This window comes from Paenibacillus marinisediminis (genome assembly GCF_054343325.1).
Map to the genome: position 1 here is coordinate 13,123 of NZ_JBTGUH010000019.1, position 25,726 is coordinate 38,848.

Annotated in this window: 23 protein-coding genes; 14 read left to right on the plus strand and 9 right to left on the minus strand. The window is 50.0% G+C overall.

What is annotated here, in order from left to right:
- Window positions 1-7: 7 nt before the first annotated feature.
- Window positions 8-1,327 carry an ATP-binding protein gene (locus ACXX53_RS22380; RefSeq protein WP_458570914.1) on the plus strand — a complete coding sequence of 440 codons (1,320 nt, stop codon included), beginning with the start codon at window positions 8-10 and terminating at the stop codon, window positions 1,325-1,327.
- Window positions 1,324-3,516 carry a DEAD/DEAH box helicase gene (locus tag ACXX53_RS22385; RefSeq protein WP_458570915.1) on the plus strand — a complete coding sequence of 731 codons (2,193 nt, stop codon included), beginning with the start codon at window positions 1,324-1,326 and terminating at the stop codon, window positions 3,514-3,516. The genes ACXX53_RS22380 and ACXX53_RS22385 overlap by 4 nt, the downstream gene beginning before the upstream one ends.
- A 440-nt stretch (window positions 3,517-3,956) precedes the next feature.
- Here the strand turns inward: ACXX53_RS22385 and ACXX53_RS22390 are convergent, their stop codons facing one another.
- The 3 genes from ACXX53_RS22390 to ACXX53_RS22400 form a co-directional block, all read right to left on the minus strand.
- A complete protein-coding gene (locus tag ACXX53_RS22390) occupies window positions 3,957-5,027 on the minus strand; it encodes a hypothetical protein (RefSeq protein ID WP_458570916.1) in 1,071 nt (356 codons plus the stop codon).
- The gene (locus ACXX53_RS22395; RefSeq protein ID WP_458570917.1) at window positions 5,024-6,859 is read right to left on the minus strand and encodes an HSP90 family protein; all 1,836 of its coding nucleotides are present in this window, start codon (window positions 6,857-6,859) and stop codon (window positions 5,024-5,026) included. Before ACXX53_RS22395 ends, ACXX53_RS22390 begins: the two co-directional genes overlap by 4 nt.
- 361 nt (window positions 6,860-7,220) lie before the next feature.
- Window positions 7,221-7,826: an undecaprenyl-diphosphatase gene (locus ACXX53_RS22400; protein WP_458570918.1), complete on the minus strand. Its 606-nt coding sequence runs from the start codon at window positions 7,824-7,826 to the stop codon at window positions 7,221-7,223.
- Window positions 7,827-8,116: 290 nt separating this feature from the next.
- On the opposite strand from ACXX53_RS22400, the gene ACXX53_RS22405 reads away from it, so the two are divergent.
- Window positions 8,117-9,166: an S-layer homology domain-containing protein gene (locus tag ACXX53_RS22405; RefSeq protein ID WP_458570919.1), complete on the plus strand. Its 1,050-nt coding sequence runs from the start codon at window positions 8,117-8,119 to the stop codon at window positions 9,164-9,166.
- 198 nt (window positions 9,167-9,364) lie between these two features.
- Window positions 9,365-10,258, plus strand: coding sequence for an endonuclease/exonuclease/phosphatase family protein (locus ACXX53_RS22410; RefSeq protein ID WP_458570920.1), 894 nt, complete (start codon window positions 9,365-9,367; stop codon window positions 10,256-10,258).
- Between the two features lie 60 nt (window positions 10,259-10,318).
- Here ACXX53_RS22410 and ACXX53_RS22415 read toward each other — a convergent pair whose 3' ends face one another.
- A complete protein-coding gene (locus ACXX53_RS22415) occupies window positions 10,319-11,518 on the minus strand; it encodes an MFS transporter (protein ID WP_458570921.1) in 1,200 nt (399 codons plus the stop codon).
- A gap of 299 nt (window positions 11,519-11,817) precedes the next feature.
- Entirely contained in the window at window positions 11,818-12,537 is a 720-nt protein-coding gene (locus tag ACXX53_RS22420; RefSeq protein WP_458570922.1) for a phosphatase PAP2 family protein, read from the minus strand.
- Between the two features lie 113 nt (window positions 12,538-12,650).
- Here ACXX53_RS22420 and ACXX53_RS22425 point away from each other — a divergent pair, with 113 nt between their 5' ends.
- Entirely contained in the window at window positions 12,651-13,646 is a 996-nt protein-coding gene (locus ACXX53_RS22425; RefSeq protein ID WP_458570923.1) for an asparaginase, read from the plus strand.
- A gap of 16 nt (window positions 13,647-13,662) precedes the next feature.
- A complete protein-coding gene (locus ACXX53_RS22430) occupies window positions 13,663-14,385 on the plus strand; it encodes a copper homeostasis protein CutC (RefSeq protein ID WP_458570924.1) in 723 nt (240 codons plus the stop codon).
- Window positions 14,386-14,492: 107 nt separating this feature from the next.
- Here the strand turns inward: ACXX53_RS22430 and ACXX53_RS22435 are convergent, their stop codons facing one another.
- The gene (locus ACXX53_RS22435; protein WP_458570925.1) at window positions 14,493-14,714 is read right to left on the minus strand and encodes a DUF1128 domain-containing protein; all 222 of its coding nucleotides are present in this window, start codon (window positions 14,712-14,714) and stop codon (window positions 14,493-14,495) included.
- A 145-nt stretch (window positions 14,715-14,859) separates the two neighbouring features.
- Here ACXX53_RS22435 and yyaC point away from each other — a divergent pair, with 145 nt between their 5' ends.
- The 5 genes from yyaC to ACXX53_RS22460 all read left to right on the plus strand — a co-directional run bounded on the left by yyaC (window position 14,860) and on the right by ACXX53_RS22460 (window position 19,170).
- Window positions 14,860-15,408 (plus strand): spore protease YyaC, encoded by a 549-nt coding sequence (gene yyaC, locus ACXX53_RS22440; protein ID WP_458570926.1) that lies wholly within the window; start codon window positions 14,860-14,862, stop codon window positions 15,406-15,408.
- Between the two features lie 54 nt (window positions 15,409-15,462).
- Window positions 15,463-16,263: an alpha/beta fold hydrolase gene (locus tag ACXX53_RS22445; RefSeq protein WP_458570927.1), complete on the plus strand. Its 801-nt coding sequence runs from the start codon at window positions 15,463-15,465 to the stop codon at window positions 16,261-16,263.
- A gap of 501 nt (window positions 16,264-16,764) precedes the next feature.
- On the plus strand, window positions 16,765-16,968 hold the full coding sequence (locus ACXX53_RS22450) for a hypothetical protein (protein ID WP_458570928.1): 204 nt from the start codon (window positions 16,765-16,767) through the stop codon (window positions 16,966-16,968).
- A 291-nt stretch (window positions 16,969-17,259) separates the two neighbouring features.
- Entirely contained in the window at window positions 17,260-17,958 is a 699-nt protein-coding gene (locus ACXX53_RS22455) for a DUF6483 family protein (RefSeq protein WP_458570929.1), read from the plus strand.
- Between the two features lie 27 nt (window positions 17,959-17,985).
- Complete coding sequence (locus tag ACXX53_RS22460; protein WP_458570930.1) at window positions 17,986-19,170, plus strand: class I SAM-dependent methyltransferase; 1,185 nt, start codon at window positions 17,986-17,988, stop codon at window positions 19,168-19,170.
- Between the two features lie 55 nt (window positions 19,171-19,225).
- Here the strand turns inward: ACXX53_RS22460 and ACXX53_RS22465 are convergent, their stop codons facing one another.
- On the minus strand, window positions 19,226-19,693 hold the full coding sequence (locus tag ACXX53_RS22465; RefSeq protein WP_458570959.1) for a GNAT family N-acetyltransferase: 468 nt from the start codon (window positions 19,691-19,693) through the stop codon (window positions 19,226-19,228).
- Window positions 19,694-19,999: 306 nt separating this feature from the next.
- Between ACXX53_RS22465 and ACXX53_RS22470 the strand changes: the two genes are divergently transcribed.
- The 3 genes from ACXX53_RS22470 to ACXX53_RS22480 all read left to right on the plus strand — a co-directional run bounded on the left by ACXX53_RS22470 (window position 20,000) and on the right by ACXX53_RS22480 (window position 24,691).
- Window positions 20,000-21,679 carry a diguanylate cyclase gene (locus ACXX53_RS22470; RefSeq protein ID WP_458570931.1) on the plus strand — a complete coding sequence of 560 codons (1,680 nt, stop codon included), beginning with the start codon at window positions 20,000-20,002 and terminating at the stop codon, window positions 21,677-21,679.
- A gap of 127 nt (window positions 21,680-21,806) precedes the next feature.
- Window positions 21,807-22,475 (plus strand): PilZ domain-containing protein, encoded by a 669-nt coding sequence (locus ACXX53_RS22475; protein WP_458570932.1) that lies wholly within the window; start codon window positions 21,807-21,809, stop codon window positions 22,473-22,475.
- 152 nt (window positions 22,476-22,627) lie between these two features.
- Entirely contained in the window at window positions 22,628-24,691 is a 2,064-nt protein-coding gene (locus ACXX53_RS22480; RefSeq protein ID WP_458570933.1) for an O-antigen ligase family protein, read from the plus strand.
- A gap of 60 nt (window positions 24,692-24,751) precedes the next feature.
- Here ACXX53_RS22480 and ACXX53_RS22485 read toward each other — a convergent pair whose 3' ends face one another.
- Together ACXX53_RS22485 and ACXX53_RS22490 are read right to left on the minus strand one after the other, a co-directional pair.
- Window positions 24,752-25,063 carry a dehydrogenase gene (locus ACXX53_RS22485; RefSeq protein ID WP_458570960.1) on the minus strand — a complete coding sequence of 104 codons (312 nt, stop codon included), beginning with the start codon at window positions 25,061-25,063 and terminating at the stop codon, window positions 24,752-24,754.
- Window positions 25,064-25,125: 62 nt separating this feature from the next.
- Entirely contained in the window at window positions 25,126-25,581 is a 456-nt protein-coding gene (locus ACXX53_RS22490) for a cupredoxin domain-containing protein (protein WP_458570934.1), read from the minus strand.
- Window positions 25,582-25,726 lie beyond the last annotated feature (145 nt).

Here is a 25,726-nt window from a genome sequence, read left to right on the forward strand (position 1 = left end):
ATGTGGCATGAATGAAGTGAAGATTCCGAAGCGCATGACGACAGCGCTTGTGAATTCGTTAACCGCGGGCGTTGTGCCGCGGATCGGACTAGAGCATATCGCGGTAGGGCGCAAGCCGGAGATAGAGGCGATATTAAAGGACTTGGACAACATCGCTGAGGGCGGAGCGGCATTTAAGCTGATCACAGGGCGTTATGGAAGTGGCAAGAGCTTTCTTCTGCAGATGATTCGCAACTATGCGATGGATCGCGGCTTCGCGGTTGCGGACGGAGATCTATCGCCGGAACGGAGGTTGGTCGGGACCAAGGGACAGGGCTTGGCGACTTATCGTGAGCTGATGACGAATCTGTCCACACGGACTAGACCGGACGGGGGTTCTTTGGAAACCATTTTACAAAAATGGATCATGGTCATTCAACAAGGGGCTATGTCGGAGCTTGGAATCGGTCCAAACGATCCTGCCTTGAACGTAGAAGTAGAGCAGCGGATTGTGGCTGTGACGGGCGAGATGCAGAGCATGGTGCATGGGTTTGACTTTGCGAAGGTGCTTGCTGCGTATTGGAATGGTTACCGGACAATGGATGATGAAATGAAGCAAAATGCGCTGCGCTGGCTTCGGGGTGAATATGCGACGAAGACAGAGGCCAAGAAGGCGCTGGGCGTTGGCGTCATCATCGATGATGACAACTGGTACGACTACATGAAGCTATGGGCTGAATTTGCAGCGAAGATCGGATATAAAGGATTGCTGCTCTTTATTGATGAAGGGGTCAATCTGTACAAGATCACGAACAGCATATCTCGGCACAGCAATTATGAGAAGCTGCTGACGATGTTCAACGACACGATGCAGGGCAAGGCGGAGTATCTGGGCATATTCTTGGGGGGAACTCCGCAGTTTGTGGAAGATGAACGCCGCGGCTTGTACTCGTATGAGGCGCTGCGGTCGCGGTTAGTGGCTGGTCGCTATACGGGTGAAGGCCTGCGCAACTATACGGGACCGATCATCAAGCTGGACATGCTGTCGCATGAGGAGATCTTGATCTTGCTGCAGCGTTTGCGTCATGTGCATGCGCTGCATTATGGATATGAGGCGAAGCTGACAGATGAGCAGCTGATCACGTTTATGGAGCAGGCAGTCGGCAGACTTGGAGCGGATGAGCTGTTAACGACACGGGAGATCATCCGTGACTTTATGGATCTGCTGCATACGCTGCATCAGTATCCAGATCGATCCTTCGCTGAGTTGGTCGGGGAGCGCTGTGTGAAGCCTGCGGAAAAAGACCCTGACGAGGTTGGCGACTTCTTGGCGGAGTTTGAGCTATGAGCGGAGTGGGAAGCGGCGGGGGTAACCCGTTTCATCGGCTGGCACCGTTTATCCAGGAGTATATTTATAAAAAGCGTTGGGATACGCTGCGTGAAGCCCAGTTAGGCGCATGCCGGGTATTGTTTGAAACGCAGAATCATTTGCTGATCGCCTCGGGAACGGCTTCAGGCAAGACTGAAGCGGCGTTTTTCCCGGCGTTGACGGAGTTATACGAGAATCCAGCTAAATCAGTAGGCATCTTGTATATTGGGCCGTTGAAGGCGTTGATTAACGATCAATTTGAACGTTTGAATGATCTGCTGCGCGAGGCTCACATCCCGGTGTGGCATTGGCATGGGGATGTGGCGCAGGCGGAGAAGACGAAGCTGGTGCGCAATCCATCCGGCGTGCTGCAGATCACGCCGGAATCGCTGGAAGGCTTGCTGATGAATAAGCCGAATGCGATTCCAGCGATGTTCTCGGATCTGCGCTATGTCGTGGTGGATGAAGTCCACGCTTTTATGGGCGCGGATCGCGGGACGCAGGTGCTGAGCTTGCTGGCGCGGATTGAACGGATGGCGGGAAGTCATCCGCGGCGAGTCGGATTGTCGGCGACGCTCAGCGATTATGATACAGCCTGCGCATGGCTTGGAGCCGGCACCTCCTGCGCGGTGGAGGTGGTCGCGCCGCAAGGCGGGCGTAAGTTGCGATTGAGTGTGGAGCATTTCTCGTTCCCGGATGCGAAGAACGAGGAAGAGGCCGAGCAGCTGGCGAATGCGCGCAAGGCTTATTATGACTATATTTATGACCACACGCGCTTGAAAAAGGCGCTGGTGTTCACGAACAGCCGCACCGATGCGGAGGTGACGACGCTGGAGATGCGACGAGTCGCGGCTCGTCGGCAGGAGCCGGACGTGTTCTATGTGCACCACGGCAGCATATCCGCGATGCTGCGCGAGGAAGCGGAGGCCGCGCTGCGAGCGGGGCATGGCCCCGCCGTCGCAGCGGCGACGGTGACGCTCGAGCTCGGCATCGACTTAGGCGAGCTCGAGCGTGTGGTGCAGCTGGGCGCGCCGTACAGCTGCTCGAGCTTTGTACAGCGCCTCGGCCGTTCGGGACGACGGGGCGAGGCGGTGTCGGAGATGCTCTTCGTCGTCCCGGAAGAGGAGGACGAAGAGGCGCAGCTGCCCGCGCGCATGCCGTGGACGCTGCTGCGGGCGATCGCGGTCACGGAGCTGTACGTGCGCGATAAGTGGGTTGAGCCGATCCAGCTGCGCAAGAAGCCCATCGGTCTGCTGTATCATCAGACGATGAGCATCTTGAAGGGGATGGGCGAAGCAACTCCTGCGGAGCTAGCGCGCGAAGTGCTGACTTTGCCGCCGTTTCAGACAATTGAAACGGAAGAGTATCGGATGTTCTTGAATTATCTGCTGCAGACCGATCATTTGCAGCTGACAGAGGAGGGCTCGCTCATCATCGGCCTGACGGGTGAGAAGATCGTGAACAATTTCCGCTTCTTAGCCGTCTTTAAGGACGATGAAGAGCATGTCGTGTACAACGGCTCGGAGGAGATCGGCTCGATCACGACCGTCCCGCCGCCCGGCTATTGCTTCTCGCTGGCCGGCAAGCTGTGGAAGGTGGTCGAGATCGACAGCAAGCATAAGGCCGTCTACGTTAAGGCGACGCGCGGCAAGGTCGATACGCTCTGGCTCGGAGGAGGCGGCGACATGCACACGCTCGTCATGCGCAAGATGCGCGACGTGCTGGCGGAAAGCACGATCTATCCGTACCTCGCGCCGCGTGCGGTCAACCGCCTGGAGCGCGCCCGCCGGCTCGCGCGCGAGAGCGGCCTGCTGACGCAAAGCGTCATCCCAGCAGGCGGGGACTCGCACTTCGTGCTGCCATGGGTCGGCTCGAAGCCGTTCCGCACGCTGGAACGCGTGCTGAAGCACCGTCTCGCCGAGCGGCTCGCACTTCGCTCCATCGTGCCGATGGAGCCTTACTACATGGTCGTCTCCGGCCGCGCCGACGCCGACACGTTGCTGCGCGAGATCCAGCACGAGCTAGCGAACTGCGAGGATCCGATCTCGCTGCTTGCGCCAGAAGAGGCGCCGTACTTAGGCAAGTACGACGAGTTCGTGGCACCCGAGCTGGTGCGCCGAGCCTTCGCGGTGGACGGACTAGAGATTGCAGGTGTCACTCTGCGATAGGTATTAAAAAGACGCACAGGATGAAACTTATCTGTGCGTCTTTTTTGCGCTTCTTAGCTTGTGTCATATAGCTAGCGCTGCCAGTAGGCGGCGTTTGCGGACACACAGGCCGTTATTTAGCCGAAAATTCACCATTCTACTAATCAAACGGACCGTAGATCCGCTATTCTTGAACATTTCACCTCAAACTGCTGATTATCGTGCCAATAGCGTCTCCTGTGTCCGCGAAATTCGCGTAATCCGCCTTTTTCGTAGAAATAACGTCTTCTGTGTCCGTTTCAACACAAAAGGCAGTCGGCAGTCGCGCCAGCAGCTGCTGAACGAAGCATCATCCGGGCGCTGCAGCTAGCTTCCAGCTTGAAATTTGCTGCTGTTGATTGCCAAGTGCCGGCCAGAGGTGGAGCCTAGCGGCAAATTGCTGGATATAGGATAGAGTATGCTTACCGCCGAGCCCTGCTGATCCACAACGATTCGGAGAGATCGGTATAATAGTGATTGCCGTTGCGCCGGTCGAATTGCTGGATCAGGGATCGAGCTCGTTCGGTCACTTGACGGGACACATTCGCTAAGGTTGCTTCTTCTGAATTCGACAGCAGCGAAGCGGGAACACGCGGGCGGTAGGAGGAGCCTTCACGTTCGAGCTTCTGCAGCAGCATCGCAGCGTACAGGAAGAAGTTCATTTTCTTGAAGGGGTCCTCGTTACTCATCGCCATCGCGATATGCTGCTCAAACAGTTCGATTCCTTTCTCAGGATCGATTATGGCGCAGAATTCAATATGCTTGCCAATATGATAGATGAAGTCGCTTTTCCCCTTAATGAGCGAATATCCACGAAGATGAAGGTCGCGAGCTTTCTTCTCCGATTTGTCATAGAGCTCAGGCAGGAGCAGATAAGAAAAAGTCGTATGAGGCACCTGAGAGCATTTTAACAGTCCGTTAGTGATCAGCTTTGCGGATTTCAATGCCTGCTTGTGCTGCCCGGTAGCAGCATAATAGAGCACGAGCATGTCTTGCTCACATGCTTTGCAATCACTGTAATCATCGCGCGGGAGCTTCAGATATCGCTGCATATACTGTTCAGCCTCGCTCAACATGCCCATATCAACGGCAAGACAGAAACGAAGATAGTGATAGGTTCGTTCGCTGTACCCATGTTCTTTGTACCTTTTCCAGAGATCCTCCAGTAAGTCATAGATCTGCTGCAAGGATATATCGGGAAAATGGCTGCTATTGTACACAATCCACTTGTACGCCCACAAGAGCTGATTGCTGCTGTATAATCCAGGGTTGCGGTCATACTGCCCAAGCTGCCACGCGAAGGCGATCAGCGCCTTTAAAGGAAACCCCTCTAATTGAGCCATGTGAATATAATGGTCTCGCAACCGGTAGCCCTCTTCGATCTCACCATCCGAATCCAGGATTCTAATCGCTTCTTCCAGAACTTCCAGCTTAGCGACCCCATCTGGCATACCTTCAGCTTGGCTCATCAGCTCATAGTATAGAGGATTCATGCGCTTCCTCCTTTTGAGTTGAAGTCGATAGACAGCCCCCAATTCATGAACTGCATGAGGCCTTGATTGAAGGCAGACATTTCCGTCCGAGTCATCGGATGGCGCCCCATCATAAGCGCGTTGCAGTATAGCAGCTCTATGGTCGTAGGGAGTATATCGGAACGAGCAGCTGACAGGATGCGTTCCACGATAGGATTATTAAGATTCAAATACAGTGTTGAGTAACTCGATTCATTGAAGCTTGCTCCAATCGAGTTGAGAACAGAGGCAAACAGCGATGTGCTCACTTCCTTCGCATTTTCAAGCGATCGCATAACGGATGAATCTTTCGACAGCGTGAAGAGTACGGGCAGATCTGCAGGCTGGAACCGTTTCAGTTCGGCTTTGCAGCGATATTTTTGAAGCACTTGGTCTGCTATATGCAGAGCATCATAATGCTTATTGCGCTCCTCTAGTGTTAGGTCGGTGAACGTCAGCGAGATATCTTCAGCACCGATCTGTTCAAGATTGAGTTCATATCTAATATAAGATAAGCGCTCCAACAGATCCGCATCATAGATATACCCAGCGTTCACGATAAGTTGACCTTGAGCAGAAGCTACATTCGAAATCTGTTTATATTCATCAACAGTTCTGGTATAGTACAAATTCTTGTTTTCCCGCAGCAGCTCGCCGAGTGTCGTATCGCCATAGGTGCTCTCAAATGTAAGCCAGCGGTAGATGGTGTTCAGAAACTGTGAGTCCTCTATAGCAAGAGCTTTCATCGAAAGGGTGTGGAGATGAATGATCTGCTGCAAGCGATTCTGTTCATACTGTCCCATGCGCATCAATTCATCGCGAATAGACTGACCCAGCTCCTCACGAACCTGCTCAAGCCGCTCATCTTCATAGAAATGCTCGCGCGAAGCCGTCGGTTGAAGCTCATCCGTCCAGATTATACATTTTACGAAGAATGCCCACTCCGGCAATATGTTCTCAGCTTGATCCGATACGAGCATCTGCTTCAAATACACTTTATGGGTACGACGCATATTCATGCTCACGTGGTGAGGGATGATATAGGCAATTCCAGCTGTTCGCCCATTCGCTGTATGAATCGGAATATAATCGTAGAAGGACTCTCCTAACAATTTGCGGCCGTAATTCAGCACTTCGCTGCGCCGAGTACGAGCTAGATCCGGGGATTCTATCCATTCCGGCTGCTCCCCATTAATCAGCTCTCTCTTGCCGTCAACCGAGAATGAGATCGGATAAGGCAGCAGCGCTCCATAATAATAGAGCAGATCCTTGACCATTTCCGTATCAAAATAGATCTCTGACTCCGGCTTGCAGCGCAGAAATACCCTCGTGCCTGGGGATAACGTCGTTTCGAGCTTGGTTATCATGTATGTACCATCTGGTTTGCCAGACCATTGCAGGGATGGACCGCCATGAATGGACTGAGTCAGGACGACGATCTCGTCGCTGACCATGAAGCATGACAAGAGACCGATTCCGAATCTTCCGATAAATGATGTTTCCGACCCAATGAAGTCTTGGTCTGTCTTAGAAGAGTGGCCGATCATGGCGAGAAATTGATGAATATCCTCTTCAGTCAAGCCGATGCCGTTATCCTCAATCATTAAGGAAGGGCTGTTCGGATCGTCCAGAACTTCAACTGTGATGCGGCTGCTGAACGATTGATCAACCTGTTCTCGAGCTCGAATGGCATCCGTTGCATTTTGAAGCAGCTCGCGAAGGTACACCCTTGGACTGCTGTATAGATGGTTGGATAGGATATTGATCATCCCGCTAAGATTCACCTGAAAGCGGAATTCCTGTCGATTATTCATATTGTACCTCCTTATGAGATAGGTGGATCATATAGCAAGGATGCACGACATACGCATATCACTTCGTAAAATGAAATTTCACAGTGGAGTAGAAGTCATCCTGGGCTAGCTCCAGAGGTACGGTGTCATGCTTCATCTCCTGATCATTTAAAATGTAATACATATAAAGGAAACTAAGGGTGGATATACCTTCTATGTCTGTGAGGAATTATCCTTCTTCGAACGTCACGATTTCGGCTATTCTGTCGCTTTTGCTGTGAAAGGGGCAGCGGTCCACATTAGATTCACGAAGCATACCGCTTCAAGAAAACAAAAATAGCACCCCGAAGGATGCTATTTTCTAGTGTGCGTTCTTCATAACTCAGGCTCTAAATCTTCCCTTTGCCGGGAGAATTCGCTGTTCTCCTCTCTCGTACATGGCTAGCAATGACTGGATGAACCGTAATCGAGGCACGATCCAATAGACGAGAACCGCCGATGCAATCGCCAGCAGAGCACCTACAATCACGTCAGCAGGGTAGTGCACACCTACGCCGATGCGCGAGATTGCGCCACAGCCTGCTGTTAAGAGCCAGAGGTAGCTTAGAACGTTCTTTTTTCTACGAACCAGCCAGAAGGAAACACAAATCGACACAAACAAGATCGTATGGTCGCTCGGAAACGAATTGCCCACCGCCTTATCGATTAGTTTATTGACATCAGGCAGCACCGCAAATGGCTGCGGATTCGAATATAACAGCCCAACAGCCTTTCCAAGCGCTTCAGCTAACAGAAAGGACAATCCAGCCTGAATAACCATCATCCGATTCGAAGATATTCTCGTAAACCAATAGATGACCATAGCAGCTGCCAAGATATATACCAAATATTCAGCAAAGAATACAAACACAGGATTCAGAAATGTATGTTCAATCCCTAAGTTATTGATCGCGCGAAACCATTCTATATTCAAGTCCATCAATGACACAAGGATTCCTCCTTTTCACATTTTTAATAGTATCAATATACTAGGATAGTGCTTGGTGAGAAATCGATGAACATGACACTAATGTTTCATTTCTGTAAGGTAGGAATTTGTCTATGCGCTAAATGGATGAGAGTATGATCATCAGGTTCTAGTCCTTAGGTCTTTAAGGAATGAACGCCATCTAGTCGTAATATCCCATCTTTCGACTTATAGCGCCGCAAACGCTTGACCGCCCGAAATGGACGCCTATAGAATGTGATTGATAGGTAAAATATACTGGGGGTAAATTGATGTTTAAGCTACGAGCACTATGTGTACCGCTGCTTCTAGCGATTTCGCTGACGGTTGGTGTGGGAAGCGCTTCCGCCGAGCAGATGTTTCGCGATATCGACAATCACTGGGCGAAGACGACTATTGAATGGGGCGTATCCAAGGGAATTGTTAAGGGTTATGAAAATGGCACATTTAAGCCAAATCAAAATGTGACGGAAGCCGAGTTTATTCGCATGCTGGTGGTTGGGATTACAGGCAAGGACTTAGAGGATACCTACCTGACAGATCGCTGGTCAGATAAGTATTATAACTTCCTCTACTTTAAGAACTATCCGGTCGATGGTTACGCTGATCTGCAGCTTAGAAATAAATATGTAACGCGCAAACATGTAGCGGAGATCGTGTCCAGTGCGGACGGTGTGAACTTTGAAGGCGATCAGGCGATTCAATACGTCTTGGGGAAAAAGTATGCGTTAGGTCGCATTCCTGGAGAAAATACGATCAAAGGGTACATGGGAAATGAGACGATTACACGCGCCGAAGTGCTGCAGTTGATTAAGAACTTGACGGATCATGGCATGTCTAATCTATATGACCGTCCATTGGAGCCGACTTCGGAAGCCAGATTGCCAAGACTGCCGACAGATTGGGATCTATACCGGGATGAGATGTATTTGGTGATTAGACAGAAGATATTTTCCAAATATGAAGGATATCGAATCTACGACGATGGCAGCAGCAAGATTGTGATGTCGAAGACGAAGCAGCAGGGGCAAGCTGAAGATGCGGTCGCAGTCGAATTCGAACAGCAGATTCAATCCTTCAGCGGGGTGTCGGTATCAGATATAACGGACAGTACCCAGCGCAAGATGCTGGCTGACGTGCTGAACTTATACGGATTCAAGGCTGACGATGCTTTTATGAAGAAGGTCGATGAGGTAGAGAAGAATAAGAAGGAAGCAACACTTCTTGTCAGCGGCAAGACGCTCGTGATCGATCCGCAAATTACGAGCCCAGCAGGGAATGTCACGATCTATTATAAATGGTGGGACGAAGCGCGCTCATAATAATATGGATGGAAAAAGGAGACTGTTCTCGCATTAGCGGGGACGGTCTTTTTAATTTGATACATTTATCGACTGGAATGTCATAAAATGAATTTGTTCTTGGTCTGTTTTCTTCTTCCTGAGGGGTTTATGATAGAAGAATGAAATAGGTAAGCTTTGTATCCAATGTAGAGGTAATATGAAATGGAGTGATCACAGTTGAAGCAAGAAGTGAGTTCGTACCAGCATGAATTACGCTGCATGTCCTTTAATATCAAGAACGCTTATGATCTCGAAGGCCCGAACGTTTGGGTTCATCGCAAAGAGATGGTAGCAGGCTTGATCAAGTTTCATCGTCCTGACATGGTAGGATTGCAAGAGGTACTTTATCAGCAGCTTACCGATCTGGAACAGGCGCTTCCGGAATACGGCTGGGTCGGAGTTGGGCGTGAAGATGGAGATAAGGAAGGGGAGTTTTCCTGCATCTTCTATCGCAAGAAGCGGTTAAAGCCACTCGAAGAGGGAACGTTCTGGTTGTCTGAGATGCCGGATACCCCGGGATCTATGGGATGGGATGCTGCCTGCACTCGTGTCGTGACTTGGGCGCGCTTCCATGATGTGCTTAACGACCAGATCTTCTATCACTTCAACACCCACTTTGATCATGTTGGCGTTGTGGCGGTAGAACAGAGTGCGCATCTCATCCTGAATCGTATGAACACTCTTGCGGCTGGGCATCCTGTCGTGTTAACTGGCGACTTCAATGTAACGTCGAATTCGAATACGTACCAGATCTTGTGCCAGCAAGAATCCGCGTCGCAAACTGCTGAACAGCCTAATGTTTCCCTCCGAGATGCAAGCCTGGCAGCGGAGTACAAGCATTTTGGACCAACGTTTACATTCCAGGATTTTGATTCCCTGGCGGTTGCGGCACATACGTATCCGATGATACAAGCTGCCATTGAAAGTAAGCGATTAGAGTTTGAATCACCGATTGACTTCATCTTTGTAAGCGACTCTATTCAAGTTGATAGCTACGGAATTATTGCTGATCATAACTCGGGCAAGATGCCTTCGGATCATTTTCCGATTATTGCAGATATCCGATTGTAGCCCATATACATGCAGAACCGCTGGAACTGTTTCTCCAGCGGTTCTGCTATTTTATGTTGACTATGCTCCAGCTGACGTCGAGTGTGAGCTCGGCTTGCGTTGAATCCAGTACCCGAGGCACATCGTGCCGAGCAACAGCAAGCCTGTTACCAAGAATACGGCATGTACATTGAACATGCCGCTGAGCATGCCGCCTGCGAGCGGTCCCAGCATACCGCCAATCTGGCTTGCCGTCTGGTTCAAGCTGAACGCCCGACCGCGGAATTCCGGTGCTGTCGAGCGAACGACCATCCCGTTCAACGCAGGGAATACTGCGCAGAAGAAGGCGCCGTACACAAAACGTATGATGGAGAAGCTGTATATATTCTCGAACAGAATCTGAGCGAGCGATCCTAGTCCGCCTGCCAGCAATCCGATAAGCAACACCTTCTGGAAGCCGATCTTGTCGGCTAGCTTGCCCCAACGGGCTGCGAACAGGATACTCGCGATCCCCACGAGGGAGAAGACGAAGCCGGAAACCAGCGATGCATTCTCGCTCGATCCGCCGATCTCTACGATATACAGCGGGAGTACAGGCTCAATCGTCATAACTGAGAATTGGGTCAGCAGCGTCATTATCAGGACGAATATGAGTGCTTTGTTGCCGCTGGCAACCCTGATCGTATTCATAACCGAAACCTTGTCCTTGCTCGGTACAAATTTCTCCTCTTTGACCCAGAAGATGACCAGTATCGTCGCGATGAAGCAGAGTATGCCTGCAATGGCGAACGCCAATCGATTGCTGAATAGATGGGATAGCAGACCGCCGATCAATGGCCCCATGATGCTGCCGGTCGCGGTTGCAGTGGACATCATGGACAGCGCATACCCGACTTTTTTCTCAGGAGTATTCGTGCCCACGATAGCAATTGATCCTGGGATAAAGCCTGAGAGCAGACCTTGAAGAAGTCGAATCGCAAGCAATTGATATTGATTCGTGACGAATGCCATCAAGAAGTACAAGATAAATAGAACGAGACCAGCACGAATGATCATTGGCTTGCGGCCGTACTTGTCACCAACTGCTCCCCAGAATGGAGAAGAAATGGCCCCTGCTAGAAAAGCGGCGCTGAATAGGAGGCCCGACCATAATTCAAGATGCTCAGTAACGCCTAAGTCAATGAGAAACAGCGGTAGAAACGGGATTACCATTGAGAAGCTTGATGATACGATAAAACAGCCGAACCATAGTATCACTAGGTTCTTCTTCCAGCTTTCCATGTCGAGTTCACTCCAGAATGACTATTTATTCAGTATGACAACTACTTATGGAAATCATTGTGCCGATGTTCAGCGGTATTGATCACTCCTTTACAGCAGCTAAGTAAATGCAAAGTACGTTGCCAAACATTTCACTATCGCTTATGTTAACAGATGATGGATGAACTAAACAATCATAGAAACGACCTATTGATTGAAATAACCGACACCATAGCTTATAAATAGACAAAAAAACAACCCACGATTCGCTTTTTACGGCTGAGCGGGGGCGTTAATTGAATTGCTTATCAACTTGTTGTTTAATCCATTCGTTTCCGATCCTTATTCTTCTGACTAGATCTACTGCACAGCCAGCTAAGCGTATACATACAGGCAAGCAGCCATACTCCGCCGGCTATAAAGCCAGCCAATACATCTGTAAAGTAATGCACACCCAGATAAACACGGCTCATCCCAATTGCAGCGATCGTAATAACAGCTGAGGGAAGAATGTACCAAGTTGGGCGATTTTGCGCTCTCATGATTCGGAAGAGAAGATAAGCGACCATGCCGTAGAAAGCCGTGGACACCATCGCGTGGCCGCTCGGAAAGCTGTAGCCAGTAGCTTGTATCCAATGCTCCCATGCAGGACGAGTACGATGAAATATGGACTTTAGGCCTTCATTGAGGAGATAGGAGCCTCCTAGCGAGACTATCAGCATCACAGCATGTGCTTTCAGCTGCTTTCCATACGCTAACCAAGCAGCCAAGATAAGGCCCAAGGGAATAATGATATAGCTGTTAGCCAAATGAGTGATCCAGGAGACGATAGTCGTTAACGGAGGTGAAGCGACTTGTCTCAGCGACTCTGTGACTTGATAGTCCAGCGCGGTGAACTTATCTGCAAATACTCCCTTGGATATATAGGCAAACAATAGAAGAAGTACGGGAACGAGAACGACACCCCAAGCGATATGAAGTGTAACATTAACGACCTCATCCTTCGTGATGGGTGATTGTTGATGTGTTTTATCAGACATGAATTGGAAGCCCCTTTAAGTTAAAATTAGCTGTACAAGTTTACGTTAGGAAAAAGAGATTGGTTTCGTTATAATCTAAAGTAGATATGCCATGAAATCAAGGAGTCTTTAATATGAATGAACGTTTAATTATGGAGTTAAGAAATGGAATCATAGAGTGTGAGCATGATGGCGCACTCTGCGCGGTAGACGAAAATGGAGCGCTGAAGCACGCCATCGGCGATATGGAGGCTCCCCGCTTTCTGCGATCAGCAGGCAAGCCGCTGCAGATTATTCCTGCCGTAAAGCACGGTGTCCTAGAGCAATACAACTTATCCGAGCAGGATCTCGCGCTGATGATGTCCTCCCATCGAGGAGAACACGTGCATATGGAGACATTAGAACATATTATGCTCCAGAGTGGATTGTCCGAGTCAGCACTTCAATGTGCGGCTTCTTATCCGCTGCACGAGCCTTCCAAAGAACAGTGGATCAGAAGCGGTGGACAACCAGCAAGACGATTCCATAATTGTTCAGGCAAGCACTTTGGCATTCTGTCCTGGTGCAAGCTTGCAGGCTACGATCTCGAGTCTTACTTGGAGTCGGAGCATCCTGCCCAACAAGAGATGACATCTGCTATTATCGAGATGTCAGAAGTTAAGCCGGAGCATATGGGCAGCGGGACAGATGGCTGCGGATTTCCAGTATATGCATTGCCGATGCCTGCGATAGCTAAGGCATATCTGAAGCTTGCTTGTCCAGATTTAATTGCAGATCCGTCTACAAGAGCCGCAGTAGAACGTATTGGCGGTGCAATGACCTCCAATCCTCTGCTCGTAGGAGGGACCGGACGACTGGATTCGGTTATGATGGAGGATCCAAACATCCTCGCCAAAGGCGGGTTCAAAGGGATATTCGGATTCGCTTTGCGTGAAGAACGGTTAGGATTCGCCGTTAAGATTGCGGATGGCGCTGATGAGGAATGCGCTTATGTGATACTATCGATATTGAAACAGCTTGGATATAAACGAACGGAGACGATTCAACGTCTTGAAACGGCGTTCCCTTCACAGATACTCAATGATCAGGGTCTCCTTGTAGGTGAATCCCGGACTGTCTTCCAACTATGAGAAAAGGTGATGAACGATGGATCATGTAGACATGAGTGCGACAGCACCCGTAATGATTGAAGTTATTGCCACAACGCTCAGCGATGTAAGAGCCGCGCAAGCAGGAGGCGCGGATCGGATCGAGCTCATAACAGCGTTCGCGGAGGGCGGCTTGACTCCTAGCTTGGGGCTGATCGAGCAGGCTGCCGCAGAATCGACAATTCCCTTTCGAGTGATGATCCGCCCGCATGCGCGCTCCTTTGTGTACGATCGAGATGATATGCTGACGATCGTAAGAGATGTGGAGCTGGCGCGTTCAGCAGGGGCTAAAGCGATCGTATTCGGAGCGCTGACTGCTGATGGGCAGATCGATGAAGAGGCGTTGCGCCGTGTATTGGATGCAGCGGGGCCGATGGACATGACATTCCATCGCGCGATTGACGAATCTGCCGATATTATGAAGGCTCTAGAAACCATCATCTCTTATAAAGGCATCACCGATATATTGACTTCTGGTGGAGCGGACCATGCCGTTCAAGCGGCGAGTACGATACGCCGCATGGTTGAAACAGCCAAGCCGCAGGGCGTTCATATTCTGGCAGGCAGTGGACTCCATGCGGATAATGTTATGCCATTCCTGCGTGAAACGGGTGTGGAACGCGTTCATTTTGGTTCTGCTGTCAGAGTAGACGGCAAAGCGCTTAATCCAATTGAAACAGCGCGCATTCAGACACTTCGGGCCAGCTTGGCTGCACTTTAATCATCATAATGCCATCTTAACCTTTACATCTAAAAATGCCCTATCCATCCCTGATGCATCAGGTGTGGATAGGGCATTCTGCTTAACAAGGTGTTCATTTTACGGACTCAGCCTCGGCGTAATTTGCCTAGTTCGGAAACGAGCGCTTCCATCTCACTGATGCTAAAGCTCGTCTTTTCTATAACGATGTCATAGATGTCCTTAATATCATCATACTGCTCTACTGAAAATGCAGAAGCTTGCATCGCTTGCGCAGTAGCCATCTTTAAGCGGCTCTTTATTTCCTCGATCATAATCTCCACTTGAGCTTGTGTCTTCTCTTGTGCCATCACAATCCATCCTTTCTTCCGAATCTTCAGCGTGACTGAACGTATTGTACCATGAGCAAGGAGGTTGAACAATCCGTAGACTTGGCAAGCATACACAACTTCAGTACAATAAGGCATCATAGCAGGACATAGAGGAGGATCGGTTATGCACGATAAGTTGAGATCTGATTCAGATAGTAACGGTAAGCCGCGGAAGTGCAATGCCGATCAACTGCCCGAATATTTAAATGAATTGGTAGGACATCTTCCATTGGACAGGCTTGTGTTTGTATGTATAGGCACAGACCGCTCTACAGGTGACGCGCTCGGACCTCTAGTAGGCTCAGCCTTGGTCAGAAGAGGAATCACGGAAGTGATCGGTACCTTAGAAGCTCCTTGTGACGCATCCAATCTAGAGCGTCGTATCGCAGATATCCCGGAAGATCGGATTATCATCGCAGTCGATGCTTGTTTAGGGCATCCTTCTACAGTTGGCGATTATTTGATTCATGATCAGCCGCTAATTCCTGCTCAATCCGTCGGCACAGAGCTGCCTGCAGTCGGTCATTACAGCATTGCAGCTGTCGTTAACATGAACAGTCCCAAGCCGTATTGGACGCTGCAGACCACTTCACTTTACGCTGTGATGCGCCAAGCTGATAAGGTCGCTGAGGCTATTGTCCGATGCTTTATGGACACTAGCAGTCATAAATAGACAAGCGATAACATAGATAAAGAACCTATACCTATATAGAATCGAGGGAACACAATGACGAAGATAAATATTAACGAGCATTTCGCATTAGAAGTAAAGGATATCGGTGAGGGCGTACCGATCATTTTACTGCATGGCTTCTGCGGCAGCTCTGATTATTGGAAGTCGACAGCTTCGATACTCAGCAAGCGGTTCCGCGTCCTTATGCCTGATCTGCGCGGTCACGGTCATTCGGATGCCCCGTCTGGAGCTTATACGATCGAGCAGATGGCTGATGATATCGTTGATCTAGCTGAGAAGCTGTCACTAGAACGCTTCGTACTGCTAGGTCATTCACTGGGTGGATACATAACCTTGTCGCTCGCAGAGCGTTACAGCGATCGCCTGCTGGGCTTTGGCCTCGTTCACTCTACAGGCTATCCCGATTCGGAAGAGGCTAGAGCCAATCGCTTGAAGGCTGTTGAGGGCATTCAGGCTGGGGGAATTGAAGCCTTTGTGGACGGACTTGTGCCGAAGCTGTTTCATCCTGCACTGCTTTCTCAGCATAGCCATCTGATCGAGCAAGCCCTAGAGATCGGCTACAATACGCCGCCGCAAGGAGCAATCGGCGCTGCATTAGCTATGCGCGAGCGCGTAGACCGCACGGCGGTTATGTCCGAGACGAAGCAGCCTCTCTTGCTCGTAGCGGGTGAAGGCGATGCTGTCGTTCCGCAGGAGCGGTTATTTACAGCCTCAGGAGAGAATGTGATGCAGGAAGTGATTCCGGGTGCGGGGCACATGGGGATGATGGAAACGCCGGATCTAATGGCGGCTGCAATCGAAAGATTTATGAGCGAGTATGTTGCAGCACAATAAGGAATTGATTTAAGGGGTTGTCCTAAAAGTCATTTTTCTCATGTCTTTTGGGACAGCCCTTCTCTGTTTCTACACCAAAAAGAGACCGCTTACCTAGTCGATGAGTCTGGAACAGCGGTTTTTTTATCCGATAGCACATACGGTGCTAGCAATGCCATATGACCCGCGCTTGAACGGACACAGGGGCCGCTATTTCATGATTTCGGGGTATTTTTTGAGGGCTTGTGGACACAGATGACGCTATTTGCTTCAAAACTAGTACTAAACGGCTTATTCAGGTCAAATAACGGCTCTACGGTCCGCTAGTATGGCGAATTATTGGTGTTTGCAGCATATAGCGGCTCGTGTGTCCGCTCCCGGCTAAAATCCACTTTTGGGACATCCCCATAGCAATGGAGCGTATCTTTAAGCATCCTTTCGCATCCGTTAGGGAAAGATAGATTGTGGAATGCGCAAGCACGAAACAGCGTTCCCTATCACAAGAACGAGGGAGTGAGATGGATGGCTAAAGAAACTGATCCGAATCAAAACGACAGCCTTGATCGCAAAACGCCCTTTATGGTTGGCGTTAACACTGGAGATACTATGGGGACCATAGGCGGTGCGGGTGCTGCTATGGGTGTCTTTATTAATCCCCTAGGCACTGTTAGGGATAAAGAGGACGATGAGAGCACAGGAGATAAGGATGATGCTCGTTCGGAATAACAAGCGCTAGCACTATCTCTTGGTGATAGGCAAACAGAACAAGCAGGGTGCAGGGGAAACCCTGTGCCCTCAATCTTGGGTCAATTCTCTTAAACCCCTGACTGCTCCTATTGTGGGGGTTGTTCTTATTGGTTATACTGCAATTATATTTACATTGAACTGTCTCATTTTTAGGTAGATTATGTAGAAGCATCCAAGAATAGTAAAGTTATAGATAAGCGTCGCAGTCAGCATCGAGTCCACCGATCCCAAGTAATAGTGTGAAATCTGAATATATCGGGGAGGAATGACATGTATCAGCGTGACTATTTGGTTCGCCTGATTCAGGAGATGACGACCTTAATCGGCCGTGCGCTGGGCTTACAGCAGAAGGAGAAGAAGGATCTGCTTCAAGAATGGGATGAGCTGCTTGATCGGCGCTTTCGCTTAACTGGACCGCTTGCGGATTCATTGAGCGTGGACGATCTGATTCGCTTGTTTGATCGGCATGGACGTATACAAGCGGACGAGCTCCAAGCCTTTGCCTATATTCTGCTGGAAAGAGCGGATCTGTTGCGAGATGTTGAGCTGAAAGAGCTAGGGCGAGAAGCAAGCGAGGTCTCCTATATTCGACGTGTGATGAAAGGCTATGAGCTGCTGCTGGAAGCGATGCTTCATGACAGCGACCGTCGTATGCTTAAGGTTATGGAGAAGGCAGAGCATGCGGCAAAGCTGCTGCGTCCGTATTCCCTCCCTTCTTCATTGTTGGAGCGGGTGTGGCGTTGGCATGACAGGGATGGTCGATATGCGGAAGCAGAGAATGCATGTTATGATGGAATTAACAACGAACAGGATCCGATAAGCCGGTCCGCTGTCCTCGCGTGGTACCAGAAGCTGCTTAAGCTGACGGATGACGAGCTAGAACAGGGTGGACTATCTCGAGAAGAGGTAGAAGAGGCGATAGCCGATATAGGCGAGCTTCCGCAAGCGTCGACATCGGATCCATCATGAACGAGAGTGAAAGGTTGAAGCTTTAAGATGGAACAACTCAAATCATTGCTAGATTCAATTATCGGAGAAGGAATGCTGCACTCCGCTATACTAAGCCAAGTCCGTACTGCGCCAGCTGAAGGGTGCACCAAGGTAAGCGTGAAGCCCATTCAGCTGCGCGGCGAGATTATGATTCAATTCGAGTACCATTTCTCGAATAAGGTGACTCACGTCAATGCGGAACAGTCCGAAGCAGCGGATAAGCTGTTTGAACTGCTCGAATTGAATTTTCGACAAGCGCTTATCCGTGCGGCAGATGCTGAATATCATATCCTGATCAGCAAGAAGCACAAAGTGAATATCAAGAAGCAGGCGAAGCAGTTTGCACCAGCCGATCTATCCCATAATCGGAAGAAGCGCTATTTGCTGGAGGAAGGTGTTCCCGCCGCATTTCTGGTGGAGCTCGGCATTATGAACGATTCAGGCAAGGTGCTGGCGTCGAAGTACGATAAGTTTAAGCAGATCAATCGTTTTCTGGAAATGGTGGCGGATACACTCCCGTATCTCCCAAGCGACCGTCCGATTCGAGTCATTGATTTCGGCTGCGGCAAATCCTATCTTACCTTTGCGCTGTATCATTATTTGCACGTCCTATGCGAGCGAGAGGTGCGCATTAATGGATTGGATCTGAAGAAGGATGTCATCGAGCATTGTGAAGCGCTGGCTCGCAAGCTGCAATACGACGGATTATCCTTTTCCGTAGGAGATATCGCTGAGTACCAGGATGTCACGGCAGTGGATATGGTAGTCACGCTTCATGCCTGCGATACCGCGACAGATGCCGCTCTGGACAAGGCGGTTCGTTGGGGCGCGGGCGTCATCTTGTCTGTGCCATGCTGTCAGCATGAGCTCTTCCGTCAGGTGGAGCAGCCCGTGCTGGAGCCGCTGCTTAGCCATGGCATCTTAAAAGAGCGTTTCTCAGCGCTCGCGACGGATGCTGTTCGTTCTAATCTTCTAGATTGTGTCGGATACAAGACGCAACTGCTGGAATTCATCGATATGGAGCATACGCCGAAAAACATTTTAATACGTGCCGTTCGCTCTGATGAAGGAGATGCAGCAGCAGCATGGGCTAAGTATGAGGCATTCCGCAATTTCTTGCACATTGATCCTTACCTCGAAAAGGCGCTTCAGGATATGCTGCAAGAGCGAGGCTTATCGAGATCTGTGTAAATGCATGGGATATACAAAAGGCGCTGGACTGCTGGGAAAGCAGTTCAGCGCCTATTTACGTCAGAAAGGAACCTTCACCTTCATACACCATGCAATGAAAAGTACCCATCCCAGCAGCGGTACGTCGCTCGTAAGTATCCGTGATGCGGAACCCGCAGCGTTCATATACGGCAATAGCACGTTTATTCCAAGTGAGTACCTCCAGATCGATCTCATTGTTCGGATTTCTGCGCAGGGCTTCCTTCACGATTGCATTTACAAACCATACGCCAAATCCCTTCCCGGTTAGATCCGGACGCATGCCAAGTCCAAGGCGTGTTACACCCTCCATCGGAAAATACTGTGCAAATCCGCTTAGCTCTCCCTTCTCATCTCGAACAACAACATATTGCTGCCGACGAAGCGCCGGGTCGCCGAATTCGATCTCAAGCGCCTTCATCTCCGCCCACGGCAAAAACTGATATAGATTATATGGCGGCGTATACATCCAACCGCATATTGCCCGGCCATCTTCTTCAGTCATGGGATAAACCACGAAATTTATCACGTTGGCACCTCATTTCTAAGCCAATAAGAAGGAATACTAACTCCTAATCCTATTTTGACACGAATGAGGGTTGCATACAATATTATAGGGATTTATACCTAATCCCAAAGGTGCGCACTCGTTGTAATATGATGGAAAATGAGATAAAATGATTGGATGATGCGACTTTCAGCCTAATTTACAGTCTTCGCTGCATGCCTACCGACATGTCTTTCGATAGAGGGTGTGAAGTGTTTTATGCTATTTGGACTTCCTTGGGTCGATTTTTTCCTATTTGCCATAATGTTCGGTATATTAATTTACGTATTAGTTGTGAATCAAATATCGAATTTGCACAAATCATATCTTGCCTTTCATTTTATGATGATGCTTTGGCCATTAAGCCAGTTTATTTATCATATCTCGAATGATCCATTCGTTCGTCAGGCAGCCATGGGCACGGGGCTATGCTCGCTCTTGTCTCTAGGACCTGGCTGGCTCCTGTTCACGCGCTTGTTTACTCAGCAATCCTTTCATATGAAAGCATCTACGGTATGGTTGGCAATTGCTCCTGTAGCAGGCGTCACGCTTTCGATGGTCTGTTTGCCGCAGCTATGGTTCAGTGATCGGAATCAGGATACCGTGATGGCCCCATTCGGACCCATGTTCATCCCTTATGTCCTCTTGATCGGGAGCTATTTCATATCGACTTCTGTTATCATGCTGCGTGCGATTTACAAGAACAATCAGACGTCTACCGCTCAATTGAAACAGCTAATCCTGTTGTCGCTGGGAATGCTGATCTTCATTGCCGGAGCATTAACTGACTTGATCGTAAATGTTATTCGTTTTCACCCTGACCGAGGGTTGTTTGGAATGACTTCGCTTGGTATATTGTTGTCCGACATCATATTTGTAGTCGTCATTCAACGCTACCGCGTATTCGAAATCTCTTCGATTGCTCGACGCGAAGTCATAGATACGATGGACTCCGGAATTATTGTAGTGGACGAGCGGGATGTTGTATTGGATGTGAACCGCGGCATTCAGACGTTCTTCCACGTTGAGAAGGGCTTCAGAATAGATATGAAATCCCTCTTCGCCCTTATCCACGATAGAATGGAAGCAGAGCGTATCGAGACTACGTATAACCATGAGCGGCATCGGCCAATTGCCGTCGAGATCGTTGTTAACCATGAAATTGACGGACGAAATAAATATGTATCTCTTCATATTTCCCCCATTTATGACGATAAAAAATCATGGGTAGGTCGATTGTTGACGTTCCATGATATTTCACGGCTGCGATATTTAGTCGATGAGATGAACAATAAGAACATAGCGCTCCTTGAACGCAATCAGGAATTGATGCGCGCACAAGAAGAGCTCTATATCGCTAACCGCAAGCTGGAGCATCTTGCCGTAACGGATCCGCTCACTGGCTGCTACAACCGCAGATTTCTGATGGAGCAGATGGAACGATACTTTGAACATTATCCGAGCAAAGATCATTCCTTTAGTTTGGTCATGTTTGATATTGATCATTTTAAAGCAATTAATGATACTTATGGACATCTTGCCGGTGATGAAGCCCTCCGTTGGACGTCAGAATGTGTTCGTTCATTGTTGCATGATTCCGATCTGCTCGCTCGCTATGGCGGTGAGGAGTTTGCGGTATTCATGCCAGGTGTGAATGGAGAGGAAGCGCATGAGTTTGCAAGTCAGTTAACAGCGTTACTGAGTCAATCCGTTACGCAATCAGCCTTTGGTTATCCAATCTTGGTCACGATCAGCGTCGGAATACTGGCTTCTGATGATATCGAAGAACCGGATCCTAATGAACCCCTGCTGCCGTGGATATTGGGGCTGTTTGATGAAGCGGATCGTTTGATGTACCAAGCTAAGGAAAATGGACGCAACTGTATCATGCCAGTAAGAACGAAGAATGATCATCAGTACAGTACTTCACGTCATATGACTTGATATTGGCTCTGTCAGCTTGATAATATGATGGACAGGCATTGCTTCATGTAGTTACTGATGCATCCGAGGTACCCGAACGGGAACGATCGCGAGATGCATCAGCATATTAGGAAAGGGGCCGTTCAGGTTGCAAGAGACTTATACTAACGAATCTCCACAACATCAGTTGCGAGTACTGCTGCACAGCCGTACGGTGTTAGAAGGAGAAGAATGTATTGCAACAGGTGTTATCTCCTTCATCGAAGGGGAACTTATGGATGTACAGCTGCCTGAATACGATCAGTTCCAGCTCGGAGAGCGAGTGAAGGTAACTGTATATTCGCCAGTAGGTATTCATACGTTCACAACCGTCATTATCGCGCGTCATCAAGGCTCTCTACTGTTTATTTATCCACCTAACCAACAATCTCGATTTTCGGAACGACGCGAGCATCCGCGGATTGAAGTTCGCAAGCACGGCTTTATTACGGCACTATATGGGCAGGACGGCTCGATTATTCAGCTTAGTTCACCGATGCCGATGCATCTGCACGATATCAGCTTGAATGGTGTTGGGTTCACGTTATTATCCGATCAGCCGCTGGAACAATCAAGCAGGGTGTTGGCGGAGCTTCATATCGGCTTTACGCTGACTTGTGAGCTGAGGATCATTCGATCCGCGCTGCGAGATGGCAAGAGCTTCTGTGGTGCCGCTATGGGTAGCTTGGATGATGAAGGATCGCGGGGACTGCAAGCTTTCATCTTGCGTGAACAGATCGAAGCCTATGTCGAGGCAAAGAAGAAAGCACATCACTAATGTTGCTTGATATACAAGAAGAATCAGAACAGCCAGCGGGGGGATGCCTTATGCGTGGCTGTTTTTCGTTGTTAAAGTGAGGAGCAGGTTGCGGGTTTATTCCGGTTAATAGAAAGGATATGATGTAGAGAAGGAAAGGAGACGGTTACAGCTTGAAGGGATCTGTTTCGAATGAATTAACCTATTACCCTGTTATTGAGCGGCGACTCCATGCATCAGCTGCTGGGATAACGGGGTTGGCTGTGGTGTTGTGTATAAGCTTATGGAGACAAGGGAGCTTCTATGATAAAGGCTTTTTATCTGCTGAAATACTGATCATTACCACATCGATCGTAAAGCTGCTGCAGCATGCCGTTACGGGCCGAAGAGGTATGATAGTAGAAAACAGGCTGTCCATACTATTCCCATGGATGGCGGCAATGGGTTATGCGGCAGCGTTGTTGTTGGACCCGGCTTCGACGCATGGCACATGGATGCAATGCTTGCGCTGGACGGCTTATGGCGCGTGGGGATATCTGCTAATTGGCATGGTGTGCGATATACCGCGTACCGGAAAGCAATGGTGGGATGCGGTGATGACTGCGACAGGTTGGTTCATATCGTTTGGATCGCTCATCATGCTGTACGGTTGGTTTACATATGACGGTGGTGTAATGCTAAGCTCGAATGCTGAAATAACCGCCTTGGGTTTTCGATTAGGCGGCTGGTTTCAGTATCCTAATGCATTAGGCGCGGTTGCAGGTGCATATGTGCTGTATCACTTGCACCGTGTGGCTGTTGCAAAGACCATATATAGCTGGGCGATATCAGGGACCTCTATTCTGCTTCATACAATGGTACTTATATTAACGGAATCGCGCGGAGCTGGGTTAGTGGTGCTCGTGGCTGTCGCAATCTGGCTTCTAACGAGCCGATATAGTAGTTTCTCCGCCAAGGGATGGGGATTCTGGTTTGTCGTGTGGGGCGTGCTGGCTTCAGTCGGAAGCGCACAAGCTTGGCTTACAGAGGGATGGTGGATTAGTCTGCCCTTCCTCATTGCCTGCACTGGCAGTGTATGGCTGCCATGTGTTCTGGGATTGCGGAGCACCAATCAGGATGCTCTCGTCTTATCGAAGAGAAGTACGATTGTGATCGTTTTATGCGGCGTGTTGGTGTTGGGTGCTACGTGGCTTCTTCAGCCCGAAGAGTCCGGGAGTCGCTTGAGCGGGCATTTTGATACGATGTCGGCACGGGGATTATTTTACAAAGACGCATTCACGTTGTGGAAGGAAAGCCCTTGGATGGGGAGCGGAGGGGATGCATGGAGACAGCAGTTCGCCAGCATCCAGTCTGAGCCGTATGTCGGCAAGGAAGTGCACAGCAGTCTGGCCGACTTGCTGCTCGATATTGGATTAATCGGGACACTGTTGACGGTTTCGCTTGCAGCGGTCGCTCTCTTACGTGCATGGAAGCGTGATCCCGGAGCGGGATTGGCAGCAGGAGTTGTTATTGGGCACAGCCTGATCGACTTCGACTTGTCCTATGGCGCGATTGCGCTATTGGCGATGTCTTGGTTGGCATACGGATGGTTCCCTATTATGGGGGAGCAGGGAGTAGAGGAGCGGCGCGGGCTGCCCCGCCGCGGTGGAAGGTTGGCGGCGGCTGTAGTGGCCGCCGCGTTGTTGGTGCCAGCGGCGATGGGGCTCCGCATGGTCGGAGCCAACGCTTTATACGCCGCTGGCGCAAGCGAAGCGAATGCCGCCGCGCAGCAGGCAGCGCTCAGCCTTGCGCCTGCGGACACGGCGCTGCGCATCGCCGTGTCGAAGCAGCTGCCGCCGCAGGAGGCGCTTGCGCTCCTGCAGGCGGGCGAGCGCTACGAGCGCGCGGGCAAGGCGCTGCACCGCGAGCTCGCGCTTGCCGCGGAGCGCGCACGGCAGCTCCGCGAAGCCGCCGCCTATTGGGAGGCGGCGGTGAAGGACGACCGCTTCGACAAGGAGCTGCGCACCGAAGCGGTCGTCAGGCTGGCCGGCATGGCCGACATGGCGGCCAGCCGGGGGGACGCCGCCCTGGCAAGCGAGCTTGCTCAGGCGGCGCAGGCGCACTTCCAGCGCTACGCGGCTGACGTGCGCCAGATCGCGGCTATGCCGCATGTCGCGAACGATAAACAGTTCGCGCTGACGTCGGAAGCCGAGCGCGCTGCGGCTTCCGCCTACATCATAAGCTTGGGCGGCGAGTAGTATTCACTCGCCGCCCCTGCGCCATCCGTATGATGTTTTTCCGTTCCGGCGCACTGCAGCTTAGCCTCCGAAGGTATGGCGAAAATGTCCGCTCAGCTGCACGCGATCGACCTGCCACAGCTCCGCAAGATCTTCGCTTACCGCTTCGTCGAACCAGTCGGCCAGCAGCTTGCGGTTGTTGCTGTTCTCATGAATCCACATGAGATTCCCAATCACTTTTTTCGTATACAATTGCTCTCCTTGCTTCAGCAGATCCTCAGAGATGTAGACCTTCATTCGCTTAACTGTGCGGTACAGCTCGTTCTGACATGAGCGGCGAATCTTGCGCACGGAAGGAAGCGGGGAGGCATGACGTTCATTTGGCTTCAACAGGCAGGCTCCTCTCTAGATGAATGATCGCTATAACATATGCGGAAGTTCGCTGCCTGTCACTCTTAATCGACTACAATGTGTCCGATCATCGGTCCATGATGAGCGGCATCTGCATGGGTGTAGCAGACGATTTTATATTTGCCCTTTTTTGCCTTGAACGTAACCACCGTTTCTTTATTCTTATAGACCGAGCCCTTTACATCCATGCCTTCTATGAAAAAATCATGCTGCTTGCCGTTGACCCCGCGAATCCGCAGCTCAACCATCTCACCGTCATTGGCGTACACCGTACTAGGACTGAATACGTATGCCTCTATTTCCTGACCGTCATCAAGCTTTGACTTGAATTCGCCAGTTACCATATGAAGCACATTCGTTTTGGCAGGAAGCGCGAGCGCTTCTTCCTCATCCACCTTCATCGACTCGAACCGCCAGAAGGCGGCGAGAATGAGGATACCTAAGAGTACGGCTAAGCCCAATCGCCATTGCTTGCGTGACACTACCCAGAAACGGGACATGCATAACCCTCCTTCACCATTTTAAATGTACGTACAATACCTCTTTCATCTAATCCATCAGCTAGTCCATCTATATGCAGCTGCTTGTACGCTCATTCCATTAGTAGAGACATGATCTTCCATATGGTAGAATAAGTTTACTGAA